Source organism: uncultured Faecalicoccus sp., assembly GCF_944325745.1.
GTDB lineage: Bacteria > Bacillota_I > Bacilli_A > Erysipelotrichales > Erysipelotrichaceae > Faecalicoccus.
This window is the reverse complement of record NZ_CALVBG010000104.1, coordinates 16,679-30,112: the sequence shown is the minus strand read 5'-3', so window position 1 is coordinate 30,112 and position 13,434 is coordinate 16,679. Positions and strand designations below refer to the sequence as shown.

Annotated in this window: 12 protein-coding genes and 1 pseudogene; all 13 read left to right on the top strand. The window is 31.3% G+C overall.

What is annotated here, in order from left to right:
• Window positions 1-96: pseudogene (locus Q0J48_RS07175) on the top strand (sugar transferase); the annotation flags it as partial.
• Complete coding sequence (locus Q0J48_RS07170; protein WP_296242804.1) at window positions 93-959, top strand: NAD-dependent epimerase/dehydratase family protein; 867 nt, start codon at window positions 93-95, stop codon at window positions 957-959. The pseudogene Q0J48_RS07175 and the gene Q0J48_RS07170, both read left to right, overlap by 4 nt.
• The gene (locus Q0J48_RS07165; protein ID WP_296242803.1) at window positions 956-2,080 is read left to right on the top strand and encodes a glycosyltransferase; all 1,125 of its coding nucleotides are present in this window, start codon (window positions 956-958) and stop codon (window positions 2,078-2,080) included. The genes Q0J48_RS07170 and Q0J48_RS07165 overlap by 4 nt, the downstream gene beginning before the upstream one ends.
• Window positions 2,081-2,101: 21 nt before the next feature.
• Complete coding sequence (locus Q0J48_RS07160; protein ID WP_296242802.1) at window positions 2,102-2,845, top strand: glycosyltransferase family 2 protein; 744 nt, start codon at window positions 2,102-2,104, stop codon at window positions 2,843-2,845.
• Between the two features lie 2 nt (window positions 2,846-2,847).
• Window positions 2,848-3,651 carry a glycosyltransferase gene (locus Q0J48_RS07155; protein ID WP_296242801.1) on the top strand — a complete coding sequence of 268 codons (804 nt, stop codon included), beginning with the start codon at window positions 2,848-2,850 and terminating at the stop codon, window positions 3,649-3,651.
• 8 nt (window positions 3,652-3,659) lie between these two features.
• Window positions 3,660-4,658 (top strand): glycosyltransferase family 2 protein, encoded by a 999-nt coding sequence (locus Q0J48_RS07150; protein ID WP_296242800.1) that lies wholly within the window; start codon window positions 3,660-3,662, stop codon window positions 4,656-4,658.
• A 62-nt stretch (window positions 4,659-4,720) separates the two neighbouring features.
• Complete coding sequence (locus Q0J48_RS07145) at window positions 4,721-5,854, top strand: ABC transporter ATP-binding protein (RefSeq protein ID WP_296242799.1); 1,134 nt, start codon at window positions 4,721-4,723, stop codon at window positions 5,852-5,854.
• 18 nt (window positions 5,855-5,872) lie between these two features.
• Window positions 5,873-6,658, top strand: coding sequence for an ABC transporter permease (locus tag Q0J48_RS07140; RefSeq protein WP_296242798.1), 786 nt, complete (start codon window positions 5,873-5,875; stop codon window positions 6,656-6,658).
• 14 nt (window positions 6,659-6,672) lie between these two features.
• On the top strand, window positions 6,673-9,132 hold the full coding sequence (locus tag Q0J48_RS07135; protein ID WP_296242797.1) for a glycosyltransferase family 2 protein: 2,460 nt from the start codon (window positions 6,673-6,675) through the stop codon (window positions 9,130-9,132).
• Window positions 9,133-9,170: 38 nt separating this feature from the next.
• Window positions 9,171-11,147, top strand: coding sequence for a DUF6077 domain-containing protein (locus Q0J48_RS07130; protein ID WP_296242796.1), 1,977 nt, complete (start codon window positions 9,171-9,173; stop codon window positions 11,145-11,147).
• A 75-nt stretch (window positions 11,148-11,222) separates the two neighbouring features.
• Window positions 11,223-11,912, top strand: coding sequence for a glycosyltransferase family 2 protein (locus tag Q0J48_RS07125; RefSeq protein ID WP_296242795.1), 690 nt, complete (start codon window positions 11,223-11,225; stop codon window positions 11,910-11,912).
• Between the two features lie 9 nt (window positions 11,913-11,921).
• Complete coding sequence (locus Q0J48_RS07120; RefSeq protein ID WP_296242794.1) at window positions 11,922-12,263, top strand: DUF2304 domain-containing protein; 342 nt, start codon at window positions 11,922-11,924, stop codon at window positions 12,261-12,263.
• Window positions 12,260-13,414: a methyltransferase domain-containing protein gene (locus Q0J48_RS07115; protein ID WP_296242793.1), complete on the top strand. Its 1,155-nt coding sequence runs from the start codon at window positions 12,260-12,262 to the stop codon at window positions 13,412-13,414. Before Q0J48_RS07120 ends, Q0J48_RS07115 begins: the two co-directional genes overlap by 4 nt.
• Window positions 13,415-13,434 lie beyond the last annotated feature (20 nt).

Below are 13,434 nucleotides of genomic sequence, written 5' to 3'. Positions count from 1 at the left end.
TGTAAATGTTTTTTCATGACCATCACTTCTGTTTTAAAGCATGATGGTGTTGTAGAAGGCGGTACGGGCGAGATGCATAAAGGAGACCCGAAATGAAGAAAGTTCTGATCACAGGGAAGAACAGTTATTTAGGCGGCTTTGTAAAAAGAGAGCTGGAAAAGGATCCGCAAGCTTATCAAGTAACGGAATTAGATATGACCGATCCAAAGTGGACAGATTTTTCTTTTGCGGGATATGACGTGGTTTATCATGTGGCAGGGCTGGCTCATTCGACACCCGATGAAAGTCAAAGAGATTTCTATTATCAGATCAATACAAAGTTAGCTTATCAGACCGCATTCAAGGCAAGCCAGGAAGGCGTAAAACAGTTTATCTTCATGAGCTCGATCATAGTCTATGGCAGCGGGGAAATCGGCCGCAAGCGAACGATTACCAAGAATACGCCTTTAACGCCCGATAATTTTTATGGTGATTCCAAAAAACAAGCAGAAATCAAGATTCGTTCTATCGATTCGGATATGAAAGTCGTGATTTTACGACCGCCTATGATCTATGGACCGAATTCTAAAGGAAATTATCCTTTGTTGGCAAAGTTTGCGAGAAAAACACCTGTCTTTCCCACCCTTAAAAACGAAAGAAGCATGTTATTTGTGGGCAATTTAGTCCAGTTTATCCAAAAAGTGATCGATCAAGAGTTGGAAGGAGTCTTTCTTCCTCAAAATGAAAAAACCGCACAGACAAAAGATCTGATTGCCTTGATCGCAAAGGAACATGGACATACGGTTCATTTTGTTTCTTTATTGAATCCGCTTTTAAAAGCGATGAAAAAACAAACGGTTGTGAATAAAGTATTTGGAAATCTGATTATAGATCCTTCTTTGTCTTTTTTTGATCTAGGTTATACAAAATACTATCTGGAAGAGAGCATTCATATTACGGAAAGCGGAGGAACTCTATGAAAGTAGGAATTGTTTGTGCTTTTGATACGTATTTTGACAGAGTTTCTTTATTAAAAGAGTATTATGAAGAAAAAGGGGCGAGTGTGGAAGTTTATTCTTCGGATTTTTCGCATCGAAAAAAAGTGAAGATTCCTATGCAAAGTCCAGTGACCCTTCAAATTCCGACGTTGCCTTATCAAAAAAATCTTTCATTCGCACGGATACGATCGCATATTCATTTTTCTAAAGATGTTCTTCGAAAAATCCATTCACAAACTTTTGATCGGCTGCATGTATTGATTCCGTGTAATTCTTTAGCTAAGACGATGTCAATCTATAAAAAGAAACATCCGCAAACACAACTGATCTTCGATATTATTGATCTGTGGCCAGAAACGATGCCTATTTCGAGATGGAAAGATCATTTTCCGTTTACTGTCTGGAAAAATACCAGAGATCGATATTTAAACATTGCGGATCTTGTTTATACAGAATGTGATTTATTTCAAGAAGTCCTAAATCAAGAAGACAATCCTAAATTCCATACGCTGTATTGGGCTCGGCAAGAAATGCCTTTACAAGCAAAACTGGATTTAAAAGACCATGAAATCTCGTTTTGTTATTTGGGATCCATGAACAATATTATTGATATTCAATTTATTGCCAGTTTGTGTGCAGCGTGTACAGAATACAAAAAGGTAAAACTGCACTTGATTGGCGACGGAGAATCGAAGGACGAATTGGTTCAAAATGTGAAGAGCAAGGGTGTAGAAGTGATTGATCATCATAAGATCTTTGATCAACAAGAAAAACAAAGAATCTTTGATCAATGTCATTTTGGACTCAATGTGATGAAGGAAAATGTTGTCGTGGGTCTAACCATGAAATCATTAGATTATATGTGTGGCCAGTTACCGATCATCAATACGATCCCTGGAGATACTAAAGATTTTTGCGAGAAAGAAAATATTGGCTTCCATGTCCCGCATGATCAAATCCATCAAATGGCAAAAGTGATTTGTAACCAAACCATCCAGGAAAACTACAATCAGAGAGAAAATATCAAATCTCTTTATTTGAGATATTTTACAAAGCAATCTTTTTTTAATGAAATAAACCAAATAGAATCTATGATAAAATAAAAGATAATTTGGGGTGTTAGCGTGAAAAGAAAATCAATTTCAGTTGCAATGGCCGCTTATAACGGGCAAAAATATATAGCTGATCAGATAGAATCAATTTTAAATCAACTGTATCCTACGGATGAATTAGTTGTTTCTATGGATTTCTCTACAGATCAAACAGAAGAGATTGTTTTAGAATATGCAAAAAAAGATTCGAGAATTCATTTGATCACAGGTCCTAGTAAAGGTGTAATCAAGAATTTTGAAAATGCGATTGCATATACGCAAAACGAGATTATTTTTCTTGCGGATCAAGATGATTTTTGGTTGCCTGGAAAAGTAGAACGAGTTTTAAAAGAGTTTGAAGATCCTGATGTACAAGTGGTAATGCATGATGCTTCCATCGTAGATGAAAACATGGAAGTTAAAGAATCGTCATATTTTGCTTATCGACATGTAAGGCTAGGAATTAAAGAAAATATACTAAAAAATAGTTATATTGGTTGTTGCATGGCATTTAAAAGTAGTTTAAAGGATTGTGTGATTCCTTTTCCAAAGAAAATTCCTATGCATGATCAATGGATCGGATTAATTGGAGAATTAGAAGGGAAAAATGTTTTAATTCCTGAAGTTTACTTATTATATCGCCGCCATGAACAGAATAAAACGGATATGAAACATTCTGGTATTCGTCAAATGATCAAATGGCGCAAAGATTTGTTTCAAGAGATTGAGAAGTATAAACAGTATAAGTTGATCAAAGATGGGAAAACAATGGAGTAAGTATGATTATTAAATATGGAATCTTAGTGATATACAATAAAAAAATCAGTGAATCGAACTCCTACCATTCGCTCTCACAACAAGATCTGGTTCTTTTGGTTGTGGATAACAGTACAGAAAGTCAATATCTTGAATTTAACCAAAAAATGGTAAAGCAGGATCAACATATTTATATTTCTATGGAAGGCAACAAAGGGTTGTCACAAGCTTATAACAAAGCGTTAGATTGGATTTTCTCTCAACAAGTAGATTCTGATGATTATCTTGTTTTATTTGATGATGATACAAATATTCCTTCTGATTTTGTTAAGACAATCAATGAAGAAATAGAAAAGAGCAAAAAACATATCTATTTACCCATTGTCAAAGACTCATTAGGAATTCTTTCCCCTAGTAAGATGAGCAAACATGGGTATTGTCATAGAATCCAGGGACTAGAGGAATTGACACCTCAAAACATCTGCGGAATCAATAGTGGAATGGTTATTCAGTTGTCGATTTTTAATAATTATCGTTATGATCCGCGAATGTTTTTAGATTATGTAGATCATTCTTTTATGCGAGATATGAGACATAAAAATACTAAGATCCAAGTGGTGGATATTGTTTTGGAGCAGTCTTTTTCGGCAGTGACAGATTCTAAAGAAAATGCCAGAAAAAGATTAAGAATCTTAAAAAAAGATGTAAAGATTTTCTATAATCAAGGATTTATTTCCAGACTCATCTATCATTATGTTATGATTCGAAGAATCATGAGACATATTATTTATTATAAAGATATTTCTATATTATGGACGTTGAAATAGGAGGCAATATGGAGAACTTGATGATATCGGTCGCAATGGCGACTTACAATGGAGAACAATATCTTCAAGAACAATTAGATTCCATTTTGCATCAATCTTTGCCCGTAGAAGAAATAGTTATCGTAGATGATTGCTCTACCGATCAAACGGCATCGATAATCAAACAATATCGAGAAATAGATTCTCGAATCAAGTTTTTTCAAAACACCAAGAATTTGGGATATAAATTAAATTTTAAAAAAGCTTTATCGAAATGCAAAGGAGATTATATTTTTCTTTGTGATCAAGATGACATATGGGATGTTGACAAAGTAAAGGAAATGATTTCTATGATCAAAGATCATCCGGAAATATCCTCTTTGGCATCTTCTTTTCGAGTGATCGATCAAAATGATCAACCCGTAGAAGTCAAACTGATTGCCGGACGTTCAAATAACAATCTTTTATTAAAACCAGTAAAAGAAAACGAACTTATTGAAATGACATTAGATGAATTTGTTTTCCACAATTATTTTCAAGGGTGTTCTATGGTCATTACCAAAAAACTTAGAAATACATTTGAAGAGAAATTTATAGATACACTTCCTCACGATTGGGTTCTTAATATTATCGCATCCGCAGAACAGGGAATGTATTTCTATAACAAACCTTTATTCTCTTATCGAATCCATGAAAAAAATACGATAGGATTGCCAGATGATCAAAAGCCAACAATTCGGCAAAAGTTACAACGAATTTTTGATTATGATATTCGTGCCGCCTTTGCGCAAGAACGATATGATTCATTGACAGCTATAAAAGAAATCTATCCGAAATATTATGAAAGTTTGCCAAAATATGATTCGATGCGAGTTTTCTATAAAGATCATTTAGATTATTTAGAGAAAGGAAAACCAATTTCCATAGGACTTCAAAATTTAAATCCATATTACAAGGATTTAAAACCATTAAAAGCGCGAATTATGGATATTATTTTCTGTATTTTACGTAAATTTAGACTGGTTTGATGACCAGGTCTTTTTTAAACTGAGATATGTGTTAGAATATATTTGTTTTGCGAGGTGGTCTTGTGAATAAAGAAAATGCGATTGAAGTACGAAATCTTTATAAAAGTTTTAAAGTTCAGTATGACAAAGCACATACTTTAAAAGATAGATTATTAATATGGACCAAGAGAAAATCAGAGATTCACGAAGTTTTAAAAAATATCAGTTTAAATATAAAAAAGGGTGAAACTGTTGCTTTGATTGGAACCAATGGTTCAGGGAAATCAACCCTTTTAAAACTAATGACAAAGATCATCTATCCGAATAGTGGAACCGTTCAGACAAATGGAAAATTAACTTCTCTTTTGGAATTAGGAGCTGGTTTTCATCAGGATTTCACCGGACGAGAAAACATCTATTTTAATGCATCTATTTTTGGCTTGACTCGAAAGGAAATTGAAGGAAGAATCCAGGATATTATTGATTTTTCGGAATTAGGAGAGTTTATTGATAATCCCATCCGGACATATTCATCAGGAATGTATATGCGGTTGGCTTTTTCTGTAGCGATCAATGTTGATGCGGATATTTTATTGATTGATGAGATCTTAGCAGTTGGGGACCAGCATTTTCAGGAAAAGTGTTATGCGAAACTGGAAGAACTTAGAGATTCAGGGAAAACAATCGTTATCGTTACGCATAGTTTAGGGGTTGTTAAAGAACTATGTCATCGAGCAATCTGGATCTATAAAGGTGAATTTAAATTAGATGGCGATCCTGCTTATGTAATTGATGAATATCTGAAGCAGAGTGCGATTGACCATAAGGAATTAATTCGAAAGCAAAAAGAAACAGGAGAGTATCAATCGAAAGCAATTATTAATATCGATAGTCCAAGAGATTTAGCAAAAATATCAAAAACTTCTAAAAAGTATCTGTTAAGAGGATGGTTGGTAACAGACGAATCGAAAGCAAAATTAAAATTGTTTTTAAACCAAGAAGAGATTGGGAATGTTGAACATGAACCAAGACCCGATGTATATGATGTATATTATGAACAATTTCCAGGTTCTTTGGATCCTAATACTTTAGGTTGGAAAAAAGAATTAGATCTGTCTGAAATGAAGGAAGGAAATTATAAATTTACGGTTTCTTGTTATGGTTCAGAGGGGCAACTGATGGAATCAAAAGAAATCGATTTTACATTAGAAGCATAAAGATAGAAAGTGATAATCATGCAAGTGTGGAAAGATATATATAATTATCGAGAATTATTAAAAACAAATATAAAAAAAGATATAAGAGGTAAATACAAAGGTTCTTTTTTAGGTATTTTATGGTCATTTTTAAATCCACTATTACAAGTTGTAGTATACTGGATTGTCTTTCCTTTTTTAATGGGAAGAGCAGGAGCAGTCGATAATTATTTGTGCTATTTGGTGACTGGGATAATACCTTGGACTTTCTTTACGACTGTTATCAATCAAGGTACAACTTCAATGATAGTAAATGCAGGAATTATAAAAAAGGTGTATTTTCCACGAGAAATACCGCTGATTTCACAAGCCTTGAGCGGCTTGATCAATTTTTTTATTTCTTGTATCATCGTGGTGATTTTTTGTGTGGGGACAGGTGAAGGAATTTCATATCATTTAATACTTCTTCCATTGATTGCGGTTATTCAGATGATTTTAAGTTTAGGAATCAGCTTGATTCTTAGCGCAATAGAAGTATATGTTCAAGATACGGAATATATCGTTAATTTTGTATTGAACATGGGGTTTTATGCAACACCGATATTATATAATTTAGATTTACTCAAAGGTTCTGGGATTCTGTATACTCTTGTATCATGGAACCCAGTAACGTTACTAGTGAATGCATATCGAGATATCTTTATGTATCATGTTTGGCCAAATGCAGTACAAATGATTATTGTCATTATTTTTTCTTTGATTGTATTGATCATTGGATATAAAATCTTCAAAAAATTAGAGAAGGGATTTGCAGAAGAATTATAACGAGAGGAGACAATATGAGCTATCATTCATGTGTAGAAAGAATAGATTACAAGGCAATACCAGAGAAAAAATCTTTTTATATTGGTGGATGGTGTGTCACTGATGAAAATGTCTCCATTGATTATTCTTTAAAAATTGATGGGAATGAAGTACCGATAAAACTATTTAGACAAAATCGAGAAGATGTATTGTTGTATTATAAGATTTCTTCTACTAAAAAAGATATTGGTTTTTCTATAGCTGTTGACTCTTTGGGTTCTATATCTCAAGGAATCTGTTTAGAGGCTAAGTCATTATGCGGGATATATAAAATCGCAGAACTTAATAAGAATCAGTTAAATAGATTAGCAAAGGATGAACCATTTGTTCATAGTATTGATACTATTTCATTTCCGGAGAATGAGATGATTGTCTCTGGATGGGCTTTTTCTTTAGTAGATTCCCTTATTGAAATAATAGTGAAAGATAATAGTTCAAATAAAATCATTAAACCTACCGTTCAGTGGGCTTATCGTCCGGACGTGGCAGAGTTATATTTTTTAGATTCTAAAAAAGCAAGTTGCGGTTTCTATTTTAGATGCCCAATTACCGAAAATAAAAAGTATTCTATTTATTTTTTAATCAATGGAAAAGAATATAAAATTGAAACAAAAAAAAGTATAAAAAAAATAACTTCAGAGATAATTTCGAATGTCAACTTTCAAAATATAAAAAAAGGTATTCATTATTTAAAAAGTAATGGAATCAGAAGGTTATTTAGAAGATTGTCAACGGGTGAGTTTCATCAAATGACATATCAAGAATGGTACGAAATTTATAGATCATCAAAAGAAGAACTTCAACAACAAAAAGAACATCATTTTATGTATGCTCCTAAAATTAGTTTAATTGTAGCTGCCTATAATACACCAACAAACTTTTTTGACGAGATGGTAAAATCCGTACTTGATCAAACATATTCAAACTGGGAATTGTGTATTGCGGATGGAAGCGATAATGAGCAGTTAAATAAGCATGTTTCTCAAAGATATTTAGATAATCCAAAAATTAAATATAAACGTTTAACGCAAAACTATGGTATTTCTATTAATATGAATGAAGCCATTGATTTAGCATCTGGCGAATATATTGGATTATTTGATCATGACGATTTATTAACCCCAGATGCTCTTTTTGAAGTTGTAAAAACACTTCAGGAAAAGAAATTTGATTTTATTTATTCTGATGAGGATAAATATTTAACTGATAAAAATGAATTAGTAGAACCTCATTTTAAACCTGATTTTAATATTGATTATTTGAGAAGTGTTAATTATATTTGTCATTTCTTAGTCGTAAAGAAAGAATTGATAAAATCTGTAGGAAAGTTTAATAAGGAGTATGACGGAGCGCAAGATTATGATTTTGTTTTACGTTGTATAGAAAAATTAAGAAGAGAAGATATATGTCATATTCCTAAGGTGTTGTATCATTGGAGAATGCATTCACAGTCTACAGCTTCTAATCCTGAAAGTAAACTGTATGCATTTAAAGCTGGAGAGAAGGCAATTCAAGATCATTTAGAGCGAGTTGGATTAAAAGCTAAAGTTTCTATGCAGAAAAATCTTGGGTTGTACCGTTGTCAATATGAGCTGTTGGATACCCCTAAAATATCAATTATTATTCCAAATAAAGATCATATTGATGATTTGGAAAAATGCGTTTCTTCGATTTTAACATCGAGTTATGAAAACTATGAAATCATTATTGTGGAGAATAATAGTACACAAGCTCGAACGTTTGATTATTATAAACATCTTTCTCAAAAATCTGAGAAGATAAATGTGGTTTTTTGGGAATCAGAATTTAATTATTCAGCTATCAACAATTTTGGAGCTAGTTTTGCGACAGGGGAATATTTGCTTCTCTTAAATAATGATACTGAAATGATTGGTACGGATTGTTTATCGGAAATGTTAAGCTACTGTCAACGCAAAGATGTAGGTATTGTAGGCGCTAAATTATTATATGATGATGATACCGTTCAACATGGAGGTGTTGTTGTAGGTTTAGGTGGTATTGCTGGTCATTCTTTTGTCGGAGAAGAGCGACATGCCCCAGGTTATTTTGGAAGATTGATTTGTGCTCAGGATTTAAATGCTGTGACTGCTGCTTGTCTAATGGTAAAAAAAGATTTATTTGCTAGAGTAGGCGGATTATCAGAGGATTTGAAAGTTGCATTTAATGATATTGATTTCTGTTTAAAAATTCGTCAATTAGGTTATTTGGTTGTTTATGATCCTTTTGCAGAATTGTATCATTATGAATCTAAATCTAGAGGTACAGAGGATACGCCTGAGAAAGTACAACGATTCAATAATGAGATTTTAACATTTAAAAATCGTTGGCCAGATATTTTGAAGAACGGTGACATTTATTACAATCCAAACCTTACATATTCTGGGAAAGCGTTTGATTTAAAATCAGATAAATAGTGTTTATATGCATTATATTGATTAGAAAGATTGGGAAAATGATGAATTGGTTTTTATCTATATTATTCTATATAGTAATTTTTGCGCAGTACTATTTGATTGGAGATACATTAATATCTTTTGCTGATTATAAAACTAGCTTAGCAAAAAAAATGATATTAGGTTTTTTCGGGACTTTCTTTATTACTTTTTTAGTCGGATTTCCGGCACAATTTTTTAGAATTAGTTGGATTTCTTATTTTGTCATACAGTGTTTTGTTTTTCTTTTTATTGATCTGGGTTTCTTGATTTTGAGGCGTAAGCAACTTATAAGATGGCTTAAAAGAAACAAAAATGTAAATGTAGAAACTATAAAACAATTTGTGTGTAACAATTGGCTGTGTTTTGTTTTTGTTTTTTTATTTACATGGTTTTCTTCGGCAAATAATTTACCAATATATGAACTAAATTATGATGATTTTTATTATATTGGTAAGATGGTTAATTTAGTAGGGACAGATCATTTGTTAAATGAGAATTACTATAATGGTTTCCTAATTAATTTATCAGCAGTACCACTTGAAAGATTATTTAATACTTATGAATTAAGTTATAGTTTTTTATCTTCTGTTTTTTCAATAGATATAATATTTTTCTGCAGAATTACTATGGTAATACATAACTATTTATTCTTTGTCTTAATATATAAAGAGTTATCTAGCTTATTGATTCCAAGTCAATATTCTCAGTATTCAGTAGTTCCTTTTTTTATTTTTTTAATACCGCTTGGATATTTACAAAATGGATTGGGTAATTTATCTTTTCATATCTGTTCTTATGATTTGTGGCAATTTCAAACTGCCATATTTTATGGAGGATCAGTGGTTAGAGTTTTATCGGTACCGGCATTAATGATATTCTCTTATGAATTAATAGAAAAGATTGATATAAAAAAAATATTAATAATTGCTATGTTATCAGTCGCGTTCTTGTCTTTTTCCACTATCTTTTTACAAATATTTGCTGTTTATAGTATTTTTATTCTGTTAACAAAATGCATATATACACTGCATAATAGTATCAAGAATAAAAATATAAAAATCATTCTATTCTCGATAGCAGGGATTATTTTCATATTATTAGTTTTATTATCTACAAAATTTATTGCGAAAATTTTAAATCCAGATGCAGTTGTTGCTTGTATTGAAGGGTTGAATGCATATATTATAGGGTGGTTTGATTTTGATGTAATATTACGTTTAGGAATAATTCCTATAATAGTTTGTATTTTAATTTCAAAAAATATACAAAATAAAATGATTTATTTATTTGTTCTTTTTCTCTACGCATTAGTAACTACGATGTGGTTTAAAGAATTTTTGGCTTTAACGTCTGGGAACATGTTTTTTGTTATCAATCGTACTGTAGCCTCAATTCAGTTTTTATTAATATTAATTGCCGGTCTATGCGTAATAGAAATATTTTTGAAATTCTTCTCCAATCGTACAGTACCATCTTTTATTTCTATTGTTTACATCTTATGTATTTGTTTCTTTTTTCAAAATCATGTAGATCGCTTTTTAGACTATACTTATTTAGGATCGGGTATTTCAAGTGCTGGATGGGATTTTTCTAGATTATTTAGTAAGAATAATAGTATGACACTAGATATTTTTGCTAATATTGGTAATTATTTTAATTCTTTACCCTATGGGAATTACACATTATATTGTCCTGAATCTTTTACATATAATGATAATGAGACATTTTCACTGGGTTTCTTAATGTCTTCGAATAGAATACAATTGCATGCTCGCGAAGGCATAAATATACCAGAAGAAAAAATAGCTTTATTAAATTCATTTTGTTTAGGTAAGTCAAATGAAACAGATTTAGTTTGTAGTTATTTAAACGATTATGAACTAGAGTATATTGTTATATTTGATGAGAATAGTAAACAATTATTAGAGAACAAAGGCGGAACTGTCGTATTTGAAAATACTAAAAAAAATTATTATTGTTTGATAAAAAATTAAAGAGAAAATTTTAAAATGTTTAATATATGGTAATATATTTAATGTTTAAGATTTAAGAATATAGAGGATTGAAGCATGACTTTAAAAACATTGATTATAGTTCCTGCCTATAATGAGGCGTTAAATATAGAAAAGACAGTACAAGATATTAAATTAAATTCTCCTAAAATGAATTATGTAATTATTAATGATGGCTCTAAAGATAATACTTTAGAAGTTATTAGGAAAAATGAATACAATTATATTGATGGATTTTGTAATCAAGGATTATTTGGAGCAGTTCAGACGGGCTTTAAATTGGCATTAAAAGAAAATTACGATGTTGCAATTCAGTTTGATGGAGATGGACAACATTCTGCAAAATATCTTCAGGACATGATTGATGAAATTGAAAATGGGAATGATATTGTCATAGGGTCTCGTTATGTTACGGAAAAGAAACCTTGGTCTGCTAGAATGATTGGGAGCCGTTTAATTTCTCTAGGAGTCAAATTGGTAACTGGGAAATCTATAAAAGATCCAACTAGTGGTCTTCGAGCATATAATAAAGCGTGTATACGTGATTATGCATTAGATTCTAATAATCCTCCGGAACCAGATACACTAGTATATATGTTAAAAAAAGGCAGAAAAATCAAAGAGGTTCAAGTACAGATGAACGAACGTGAGTTTGGAGAATCTTATTTAAATTTGGGAAATACAATTAAATATATGAGCCGAATGATCATATCAATTTTTTTGATTCAACCATTTAGAAAAAGATAGGAGAAGATCATGGCGTTATCTATTGTTTTTATTATTACTAGCATCTTTACTTTTATTTTTATTATTCTGAAAATTAGAAAGAATGGATTAAATATTAACGATTCTATTATTTGGATCCTTTGGGCATTTGCTCTACTAATATTGAGCTTCTTCCCGCAGATTCCAACTATGATTTCTAATTCTCTAGGTTTTATGTCTACGAGCAACTTTATTTTTTCTATTTTTATTTTCTTTTTATATATATTGTTGTTTATACAGGCAATTCAAATTTCTAAACTCAAAGAAAAAATAAATGAATTGATTCAAAAGCTAAGTATACAAGAATACGAGGAACGTAAAAATAAGAAATGAGCTATTATTCTACGGGACAGTTTGCGAGTCTAGCGAATGTCACTGAACGCACAATTCGATATTATGACAAGATAGGGTTGTTAAAACCCTCTTTTGTTATGGAGAATGGATATCGAAAGTATACCAAGTCGGACTTATTGAAATTGCAGAAAATATTATCTTTAAAACACATGGGGTTTTCTCTTGAAGAGATATTTCCTATGGTTTTAAAGGAAGAAAATATTAAAGAATCATTATCTATGCAAATTGATTTGTTGAATAATCAAATTACTCATTTACAAGGAATAAGAGATTCCATGGAAACTTTAGTTCGGAATGAGGATGATGAAACTATTAATTGGGATCAAATTATTCATTTACTGCAAATGTCTAATGTTGAAGAGGATATTGTAAAACAATATCAAAATTCTAATAATCTCAAAGTTCGTATTTCACTACATGATCAATTTTCAGTAAATAAAAAAGGTTGGTTTAATTGGCTGTATGAACAAATAGATTTTTCAAGAGTAACCAGACTTTTAGAAGTAGGTTGTGGGAACGGCAAACTTTGGGAAAATCAAAAAGTTGATTTAAGAAATCGAGAAATATTTTTGTCGGATATATCTGAAGGAATGGTGCAAGAGGTACGAAAAAAATTAGGAAATAACTTTAATTGTATTCAGCTAGACTGTCAGGCAATTCCTTTTAAAAATGAATATTATGATGCAGTGGTTGCTAATCACGTGATGTTTTATATTCAAGATATCCAAAAAGGCTTGTCTGAAATTGTAAGAGTTTTGCGGAAGAACGGAGTTTTTTACTGTAGCACCTATGGAAGAGAACATATGAGGGAAATAACAGATATTGTAAAATCTTATGATTCTCGCATTGAGTTGTCGCAAAATAAACTTTATGATGCATTTGGTTTAGAAAATGGAGAAGGAATCCTAAAAAAATATTTTTCTAGTGTACAATTGAAATTGTACGATGACGAATTGATTGTTGACCAATCACAACCATTAGTGGACTATATTATGAGCTGTCATGGGAATCAAAGCGAAGTCATTGGAACTAGGTTAAGTGAATTTCAACAATATATTGAGGAGTTAATAGATAAACATGGTTCTATTCGTATCACTAAACAAGCTGGAGTGTTTATTTGCTTATTTTAGGGAGCACACTATTTGCCACA

What these genes read in the sequence shown, in the direction of transcription:
- Q0J48_RS07170 (WP_296242804.1), top strand. Translation starts at nt 93, where the DNA reads ATGAAGAAAGTTCTGATCACAGGGAAGAACAGTTATTTAGGCGGCTTT.
- Q0J48_RS07165 (WP_296242803.1), top strand. Translation starts at nt 956, where the DNA reads ATGAAAGTAGGAATTGTTTGTGCTTTTGATACGTATTTTGACAGAGTT.
- Q0J48_RS07155 (WP_296242801.1), top strand. Translation starts at nt 2,848, where the DNA reads ATGATTATTAAATATGGAATCTTAGTGATATACAATAAAAAAATCAGT.
- Q0J48_RS07150 (WP_296242800.1), top strand. Translation starts at nt 3,660, where the DNA reads ATGGAGAACTTGATGATATCGGTCGCAATGGCGACTTACAATGGAGAA.
- Q0J48_RS07140 (WP_296242798.1), top strand. Translation starts at nt 5,873, where the DNA reads ATGCAAGTGTGGAAAGATATATATAATTATCGAGAATTATTAAAAACA.
- Q0J48_RS07135 (WP_296242797.1), top strand. Translation starts at nt 6,673, where the DNA reads ATGAGCTATCATTCATGTGTAGAAAGAATAGATTACAAGGCAATACCA.
- Q0J48_RS07130 (WP_296242796.1), top strand. Translation starts at nt 9,171, where the DNA reads ATGATGAATTGGTTTTTATCTATATTATTCTATATAGTAATTTTTGCG.
- Q0J48_RS07125 (WP_296242795.1), top strand. Translation starts at nt 11,223, where the DNA reads ATGACTTTAAAAACATTGATTATAGTTCCTGCCTATAATGAGGCGTTA.
- Q0J48_RS07120 (WP_296242794.1), top strand. Translation starts at nt 11,922, where the DNA reads ATGGCGTTATCTATTGTTTTTATTATTACTAGCATCTTTACTTTTATT.
- Q0J48_RS07115 (WP_296242793.1), top strand. Translation starts at nt 12,260, where the DNA reads ATGAGCTATTATTCTACGGGACAGTTTGCGAGTCTAGCGAATGTCACT.